General features: G+C 48.9%; 5 protein-coding genes. All 5 read left to right on the forward strand.

Annotation, left to right across the window (positions count from 1 at the left end):
- Window positions 1–15 precede the first annotated feature (15 nt).
- Complete coding sequence (locus Q0537_RS01250) at window positions 16–2,397, forward strand: AAA family ATPase (RefSeq protein WP_299224423.1); 2,382 nt, start codon at window positions 16–18, stop codon at window positions 2,395–2,397.
- The gene (gene aat / locus Q0537_RS01255) at window positions 2,397–3,080 is read left to right on the forward strand and encodes a leucyl/phenylalanyl-tRNA--protein transferase (RefSeq protein WP_299224425.1); all 684 of its coding nucleotides are present in this window, start codon (window positions 2,397–2,399) and stop codon (window positions 3,078–3,080) included. Before Q0537_RS01250 ends, aat begins: the two co-directional genes overlap by 1 nt.
- A gap of 62 nt (window positions 3,081–3,142) precedes the next feature.
- Entirely contained in the window at window positions 3,143–4,963 is a 1,821-nt protein-coding gene (locus Q0537_RS01260; protein ID WP_299224427.1) for a penicillin-binding protein 2, read from the forward strand.
- Between the two features lie 497 nt (window positions 4,964–5,460).
- Window positions 5,461–6,732, forward strand: coding sequence for a nucleotide sugar dehydrogenase (locus Q0537_RS01265; protein ID WP_299224429.1), 1,272 nt, complete (start codon window positions 5,461–5,463; stop codon window positions 6,730–6,732).
- A gap of 10 nt (window positions 6,733–6,742) precedes the next feature.
- A partial coding sequence (locus Q0537_RS01270; RefSeq protein WP_299224431.1) for a trypsin-like peptidase domain-containing protein occupies window positions 6,743–7,396 on the forward strand: 654 nt, incomplete at its 3' end.

Below are 7,396 nucleotides of genomic sequence, written 5' to 3' on the forward strand. Positions count from 1 at the left end.
ATTTAAAGGAAAGCAATGATAGGATTTTTTTTAAACAAACATTTTGAACAAGCAATCAGCGTCGCAAACGACGGCGAGGACGAATATATCACCACTTCGCACGTAGTTTATGCAATTTTTAAATACAATAAGCCCTTTCACGGGCTCATCGCCAAAGAAATTCCGGATATTAACTACCTAAATATCTTGGATAATCTGGGCGGGCTTTTGGATATGATGCCTAAATCAAGCGGCAAGGCTCCGGCGCAAACGATAGAATTTAAGCAGTTCTATACTGAATTAAATAACGCTAAAGAGCCTAAAAACGAGCTTGATTTTATGCTTAAAATTTTAAATGATAAGGAAAACGACTGCACTAAAATTTTAAATCACTACGGTATCAATGCCGCGATTTTTGAGCTCATTGTGCGAAAGTACAAATCCGCTTTCGATCACCGCGATGAGGTCGTTTCTCGCGACGAAGCCGCAGCGATTAAGCTAAACTCATACGATATTGACGATATCACGCATGCGATGAATTACGACGAAAGTCGCAGGCAGTGGCAGAATACGGAATTTGAGCCTGCGTTTGAGGGCGAAAAGGACGCCATAAACGAGCGCGATATTAAAAAGGATTCGCCTAGTTCACTTTATACAGCAAACCTCAATAAAATCGCGCTTGAGGGCAAGATCGATCCACTCATCGGACGCGAAAAAGAGATCGAAAAGACGCTACAAACCCTCTGTCGCCGCAAGAAAAACAATCCTATCTTAGTGGGCGAAGCAGGAGTTGGTAAAACCGCGATCATCGAGGGTATCGCGCTAAAAATCGTCCGCGGCGAAGTGCCAGAAAAGCTAAAAAATAAGGTGATTTACGCCCTTGATGCTGGCGCGCTAATCGCAGGTACTACGCTGCGCGGGGAGTTTGAGGAAAGGCTAAAAGACCTTATAGACGAGTTTAGCGCCAATCAAAACGCGATTTTATTTATCGATGAAATTCACACGATCGTTGGCGCAGGCACGGGCAATCGCAACGAACTTGATATGTCAAACATCCTAAAACCTTCGCTTGCAAGCGGCGAGCTATCGGTCATCGGCGCTACTACATACGGCGAATACCGCTCGTTTTCGCAGGATAAAGCGCTTAGCCGCAGGTTTTGTAAGATCGATGTAAGCGAGCCTAGTATCGATGATAGCGTTGAAATTTTAAAAGGCGTAGCCAAAAAATATGAGGAATTTCACGGCGTGAAATTTAGCGACGAAATTTTGCGTGATAGCGTAACGCTTGCTAAAAAATATCAAAGCGATAAATTCCTTCCCGACAGCGCCATTGATCTCATCGACGAGGTGGGTGCGAGTTTTGCATTTAAGCCGCACGAAGCTCCGCTTGAAATCAGCAAGGACGATTTAGTAAATACACTTTCGATTAGCGCGAATATTGCAAATTTAAGCAGTAGCGTCGATAATAAACAGGTACTAAAAAATCTAGAAGCCAATATCAAGCGTGAAATTTTTGGTCAAGACGAAGCGGTTAGCAGCCTTTGCAAGGCACTTCTACGCTCTTACGCCGGGCTTGGAGGCGCAAGCTCCCCAATCGGCGTATTTTTGTTCGCAGGTAGTAGCGGTGTGGGCAAAAGTGAGCTAGCTAAGGTCTTAGCCGCGCAGCTTGGAGTGCATTTTGAGCGCTACGATATGAGCGAGTATATGGAAGCCCATAGCGTCTCTAGGCTCATCGGCGCACCTCCCGGATACGTGGGCTTTGAAAATGGCGGAATTTTAACTAACAACATCAAAAAGCACCCCTACAGCGTCATTTTATTTGATGAGGTAGAAAAAGCTCATCCTAGCATGACGAATATTTTTTTAGGAATTTTCGATAACGCAAGTCTTACCGATAACAACGGCATTACGACCGATTTTAAAAATACGATCATAATAATGACGTCGAATTTAGGCACGAAAGAAGCGCCGCAGGTCGGATTTACGAAGGACGAGAGTTACAAGATCGATAATGCGATCAAGAGCTTTTTTGCGCCCGAGTTTCGAAATCGCATCGATAAGATCATAAATTTTAACCGCTTAAGCGGCGAAATTTTAGAAAAGATCGTGGATAAAACTATCGGTGAGCTGGAGTCGCAGCTAAAAAACGTAAAAATTAGCCTAAACAAGGAAGCAAAAGATTTGATTATCTCGCGCGGCTATTCGGACGAGTTTGGAGCGCGAAATTTAAAGCGCGAGATCAGTTCGCAGATCAGCGATCATATAAGCGGCGAGCTGCTTTTTGGCGCGCTGCAAGAGGGCGGCTTAGTTAGCGTGAGCGTAAAAGATGGCGAGCTAAGCTTTAGCTTTGCTTCTACGCCTTTGCCGCAGATAGAAAAAAAGCAACCCGCACTAGCTCAAAGCAGTGTCGTTAAATAATGGCTCGGTTTTACGATTTTCCAGATCCTATGGATGCGCCCGATTTTGCGCCGCTTGCAAGTGGCGGCGATCTGAGCGAGGATTGTTTGCTTAGCGCTTATAGCGCAGGGATATTTCCGTGGTTTAGCGAGGATGAGCCGATTTTATGGTGGTCGCCCAATCCGCGCGCAGTGCTTGATCCGCGTGAAGTGCGTGTGCAAAAGTCCATTAAGCCCTATCTTAAGAGATATGATGTTAAATTTGACGCGAATTTTAAGGGCTTCATCGAGCGCTGCAAAGACGTACGAAAAAAAGAGAGCGACGGCACGTGGATCAGCGAGCAGATCGTGCAGGCTTACTCGCGTTTGGCAGCAGATGGCTACGCTCACAGCGTTGAGGCATACGAGGACGGCGAGCTCGTAGGTGGGCTATACGGGCTAATTTTTGGGCGGGTGTTTTGCGGCGAGAGTATGCTGAGCCTAAAGAGCAACGCTTCGAAAGTCGCGCTGATTAGGCTTTGTGAGGTGCTTGCAAATTTCGGCTTTTTAATCGACTGCCAGATTATGAACGAGCATCTGAAATTTATGGGTGCTAAAGAGATGCCACGAGCGGAATTCCTCGCTCTATTTGCTGAGCTTAGTGTGCAAGATAGCGGCTTTGAGCGCTTTGCAGATCTTAAAGCTCCGCGCGGAGCGCAGCATTGAGTCAAAGCTTGAGATGCAGCAGCGTAAAAAATGCGCGGAATTTAGAATTTTAAAGAAATAAGATGTGGCAAAGAGATAAAAGTTCCTCGGTCGGTATGATTATCGTGATGTTTATATTCGTGCCGGCGGCGCTTTTTGTATTTTTGGCGATTTTATATTTTTGGGGCAGCACTGAGCGCAAGCTACCGCGCCTGGATGTCAATGAAACCAACAGCGCGATCCGCGGCGCGATAATCGCAAAAGATAACTACGTCGCGGCAAATTCCGTCAAACTCTATAAAGTTAGCGTCGATGCGCGAAGCATCGATAAAAACAAGCTTGATCTTTTCGTGCGGCTTTATTGCATCTATACGGGCGATAGCGAAAAGCGCGTCAAAAGCGCGATCGAGGGCTCTGGCGGTACGACCGTGCTGTCGTATAAGATCGACGCCAAAACCGCCGTGCATCTAAAAGAGCTTGCATATAAGCTAAATTTAAAAAAGGTCTTCGTCAGCTTCATGGGCGCAAACGGCAGGCTAAATCCGCCTATCCGCATGAGCGTGAGCGAAAGCGGCGAGAAGCGCAGCTACAATGTCGGCGATTCGCTCACTCCGTTAATCGGCTATATCAATAAAAAAGAGGTTGATGGCATTACAAAGGTTAGTGGTATCAAAGGGATCGAGAAGTACTATGAGTATTATCTAGCGCCGGTTAGAGATGAGTTTATCGTGGGCCCGCGCGATATCGGCGGCAACATCATCCTAGAGCGTAGCAGCAAAAAAACGGGCAGGATCGACGGCTACAACGTCCGTCTAAGCGTGCCGCTAACGTTGCAAAGAAAGATAGAGCGCCTAAGCGATGAGGGCGCTGATAATTACGATGCGCGAGAAATCGTGGTGGGCATTATGAACTCCAAAACGGGCAAAATTTTATCCCTTGCGACCAATGCCCGCTATGACCCCTCAAACATCACGAAAAACGATCTTAAGAATTTAAATTTTACCGCGAGCGAATACGCCTACGAAGTGGGCTCGATTATGAAGCCGATAATTTTCGCAATCGCCTATGATGCCAAAGCCGTCAAACCGGGCGAGATCATTAATACCTATAACGGCAGCTATAAGCTTGGTACTCGCACGATCCGCGACACGCATCCTGCAAAGCAGATGAGCGGCGAGGAGATCATCATCCACAGCTCAAATATTGGAATGATTAAAATTTCAGAGCGGCTGGAGGGGCAGGCTATTTATGACGGGCTGATGAACTTCGGTATGTCGCAAAAAACGGGCATCGATCTGCCGTATGAGCAAAGCGGAAATATACCTAGTATCAAAAGCCTGAATAATAAAATTTACAAAGCCACGATCAGCTACGGCTACGGCGCGCAGATGACCTTCCTTCAGATGCTCAATGCCTATACCGTCTTTAACAACGGTGGCGTCATGATTAGCCCGCGCCTAGTCGAAAATCTCGAAAATAATGGCAAAACTTACACCGTTAACGAAAGCGAAACCCGCCAGGTAATCTCTAAACCTACCGCTGACGTAATAAAAGGAATTTTAATCAAAACGGTCGAGAGCGGCACGGGGCGCAAGGGTCGAGTAGCGGGGCTGCAAATCGGCGGCAAGACGGGCACTGCGCGTATCGCCAAAGGAGGCGGCTATTCGAGCGCCTATAATAGCTCGTTTTTTGGCTTTGCCAACGACGCGGACACCAGCTACACGATCGGCGTTTTGGTGCGCGAGCCTAAAAGGGGCAGCTATTACGCTGCTCAAAATGCGCTGCCGATCTTTAAGCGAGCGGTAGGAATTTTGATTGAGGAGGGCTATCTAAAGCCCGCAGCTGACGCAAACGCTACGCAAAAGGTTGAGATCAAGGATGAGGCGGTTGAAATTAAAGATTAAATTTGCTAAATTTCGCGAGGTTTTTTTGAAATTTTGCGGCTTGCGTTACGGCGTCGAAATTTTACGCAATGCGACGCGGCTTCGTGAAATTCAGCGGCGTTTAAATTTTACGGCGCGGAATTTTGGCGGCATAGAATTTATCGGCGCAAAATTTTAACGGTACGGCGATGGAATTTTATCGTAACGCGGGATTTTGGCGCGGTAGTAAAATTTTATCACGGCTTGAAATTTTGCATGGCGCCGCTTACTGCACTAAGGCAGCGAATTTTTATCACAATACGAAATTTTGCCGCGACGTAAAATTCCGTATCAAGGCAAAATTTTAAATTTGCCGCGCAAGTAGCGCAAATAAAACGGCGAGCGAGCTTGCAATGTTTAAATTTTAAGACGCGCAATGTATCTGCGCGAGCATGAAATTTAGCGAGTTTGAGAGCGAAATTTAACGATGAAATTTAACGCAAAGAAAAGAGGAAAATATGAAAGTAAATGAGGGAAAAATGAAAATAGCGATAATCGGACTTGGCTACGTTGGGCTTCCTTTGGCGGCGGCGTTTGCCGCGAAACACGAGGTCGTGGGCTTTGACGTAGCTCAGGACCGCATAGACGAGCTGCGCGGCGGGCACGATCGCACGCTGGAGCTTAGCGATGAGGAGCTTGCTGCGGCGATTCAAAACGGGCTTAAATTTAGCGCAAATCTAGATGATATGAGGCAGAGCAATTTTTATATCGTGTGCGTGCCGACGCCCGTAGATAGGCTAAATCGCCCCGATCTTACGCCGCTACTCAAGGCCAGCGAAAGCGTCGGAGCCGTGCTTAAAAAGGGCGACATCGTCGTGTATGAAAGCACCGTCTATCCGGGCGCTACGGAGGAGGACTGCGTACCGGTGCTTGAGAGAGCCAGCGGGCTAAAATTTAACCGCGATTTTTTCTGCGGATATTCGCCTGAGCGGATCAATCCGGGCGATAAAGTTCACACTGTCACGAAAATCAAAAAGATCGTCTCGGCAAGCACCCCCGAGGCTTTGGACGTGGTGGACGGCGTCTATCTTAGTATACTTCAAAACGGCACCTTTCGCGCTAGCAGCATCAAGGTCGCCGAGGCCGCGAAGGTGATCGAAAATACCCAGCGCGACATCAACATCGGCTTTATCAACGAGCTTGCGATCCTGTTCGGCAAGCTCGGTATCAACACCAACGACGTTATCGACGCGGCGGCTACAAAGTGGAATTTCTTAAGCTTCCGTCCGGGACTCGTGGGCGGGCACTGCATCGGCATCGATCCGTATTATCTGGCGCAGAAAGCGACCGAGGTGGGCTATCACCCGGAAATCATCCTCTCAAGCCGCCGCATTAACGACAATATGGGAAGCTACGTCGCTACGGAGGTCGTTAAGATGATGATAAAATATGACGAAAAGGTAAAGGGCGCAAAGGTCTTGATCTTGGGGCTGACATTTAAAGAAAACTGCCCCGATACCCGCAATACGCGCGTCGTGGATATGATAAATGAGCTTAAAAATTTCGGCTGCGAGGTAAGCGTCTATGATCCTTGGGCTAGCGCCGCCGACGCCAAGAGATACTACGACATCGATCTACTGCAAAAGCCCGATTTGCGCAAATTTGACTGCGTCGTCCTCGCACACCTCTCCAAGGAGAACAACCGCCCCGCGCTCGCGTGTGATACCGTGCAGGACATCCTTTCCTCGCGGGGGATGACGCTCGATGTGGAGAGTTGTCTGCCGGAGGGCGGAGCAGAGATCATTCTATAAAGGAGATGTCATGATGAACATCCGATTCCAAAAGAAAAAAGGGGCTGCACTCGCTGCGGCGGCAGTTTTTGCATCCTTTGTCATATTCGGCGGCTGCTCGATGGGAACCGCTGCCGACAACTCCGTCGGCGGTCTGAAGCCCGCACAGGCGGTCGATGTCTCGGGACTCTCGGAGGCACGCAATACCCCCGTCGTCCGTGCGGCAAAGGCGGTTGGCCCTGCCGTCGTCGGCATCACGAACAAGGCGGTCGCCCGTGACTGGTTCAACAATCCGGTCGAGACGGAGGGCGTCGGCTCCGGCGTGATCTTCCGCAGTGACGGCTACATCGTGACAAACAATCATGTGATTGACGGGGCGAAGGAGATCATTGTGTCGCTCTCCGATGGGCGCAGTCTCAAGGGCAAGCTTATCGGAAAGGATGAGTTCACCGACCTTGCCGTTGTGAAGGTGGATGAAAGTAATCTGCCGACGGCGACCTTTGGCAACTCGGATACGGTCGTGGTCGGTGAGCCGGCAATTGCGATCGGCAATCCGCTCGGGCTCGAGTTTCAGGGAAGCGTCACCGTGGTGGTCATCAGTGCGCTGAACCGCACGCTCGATGTCAGCGACAAGCGCGTGAAGCTGCTGCAGACCGATGCAGCGATCAGCCCGGGAAATTCAGGC

The organism is uncultured Campylobacter sp. (genome assembly GCF_938017775.1).
Classification (GTDB): Bacteria; Campylobacterota; Campylobacteria; order Campylobacterales; family Campylobacteraceae; genus Campylobacter_B.